Consider the following 1,220-nt stretch of genomic DNA (forward strand, 5'->3'; position numbering starts at 1 on the left):
CCGGCCCGGTGCGCGCGCGTCCGAGGGGCGCGTCGGCGGGGCGACCGGGCCGGGCGTCGAGGGACCGTCCGCCGCGGTCTGAGAGACGCACCACACCCCCGGCCCGGGGCGTGGACGGCGCCGGGGAGCCGCTCGGCGAGCGACTACGATGGGAGGACGGGCGGACGCCCGGCCCTCCACCCGCACCACATCATGTGAGGCTCGACGTGACCAGCGAGAACACCCAGCCGACCACCACGACGCAGGAGCCGACCGTCGGCACCGCGCGGGTCAAGCGCGGCATGGCGGAGATGCTCAAGGGCGGCGTGATCATGGACGTCGTCACCGCGGAGCAGGCGAAGATCGCCGAGGACGCGGGTGCCGTCGCCGTCATGGCGCTCGAGCGCGTCCCGGCCGACATCCGTGCGCAGGGCGGCGTCGCGCGCATGAGCGACCCGGACCTCATCGACGGGATCATCGAGGCCGTCTCCATCCCCGTCATGGCGAAGGCGCGCATCGGCCACTTCGTCGAGGCGCAGGTCCTGCAGTCGCTCGGTGTCGACTACGTCGACGAGTCCGAGGTGCTGACGCCCGCCGACTACGCGCACCACATCGACAAGTGGGCGTTCACCGTCCCGTTCGTCTGCGGGGCGACCAACCTGGGCGAGGCGCTGCGCCGCATCACCGAGGGCGCCGCGATGATCCGCTCCAAGGGCGAGGCCGGCACCGGTGACGTGTCGAACGCCACGACCCACATGCGCACGCTGCGCGACGAGATCCGCCGCCTGACGTCGCTCCCCGAGGACGAGCTGTACCTGGCCGCCAAGGAGCTGCAGGCGCCGTTCGACCTCGTCAAGGAGGTCGCGACCGCCGGCAAGCTGCCCGTCGTCCTGTTCACCGCGGGCGGCATCGCCACGCCGGCCGACGCCGCGATGATGATGCAGCTCGGCGCGGAGGGCGTCTTCGTCGGGTCGGGCATCTTCAAGTCCGGCAACCCGGCCGAGCGTGCCGCCGCGATCGTCAAGGCGACGACGTTCTACGACGACCCCGACGTCGTCGCGAAGGTCTCCCGCGGCCTCGGCGAGGCCATGGTCGGCATCAACGTCGACGACGTGCCGGTGCCGCACCGTCTCGCCGAGCGGGGCTGGTGACCTCCGACCCGCACGGACCCGGGGCCGCGGACGGCATGACGTCGTCCGCGGCCCTCGGCCTGCCCGGCGGCGACGCGGCCACGGTCGCGG

The 1,220-nt window shown here is 73.4% G+C and carries 1 protein-coding gene; it reads left to right on the forward strand.

Annotated features, from left to right (window positions below; all coding sequences use genetic code 11):
- The first annotated feature begins 206 nt into the window (after positions 1-206).
- On the forward strand, positions 207-1,130 hold the full coding sequence (gene pdxS, locus HGA02_RS19810) for a pyridoxal 5'-phosphate synthase lyase subunit PdxS (protein WP_124344150.1): 924 nt from the start codon (positions 207-209) through the stop codon (positions 1,128-1,130).
- Positions 1,131-1,220: the final 90 nt, after the last annotated feature.

The organism is Cellulomonas septica (assembly GCF_012396155.1).
Classification (GTDB): Bacteria; Actinomycetota; Actinomycetes; order Actinomycetales; family Cellulomonadaceae; genus Cellulomonas; species Cellulomonas septica.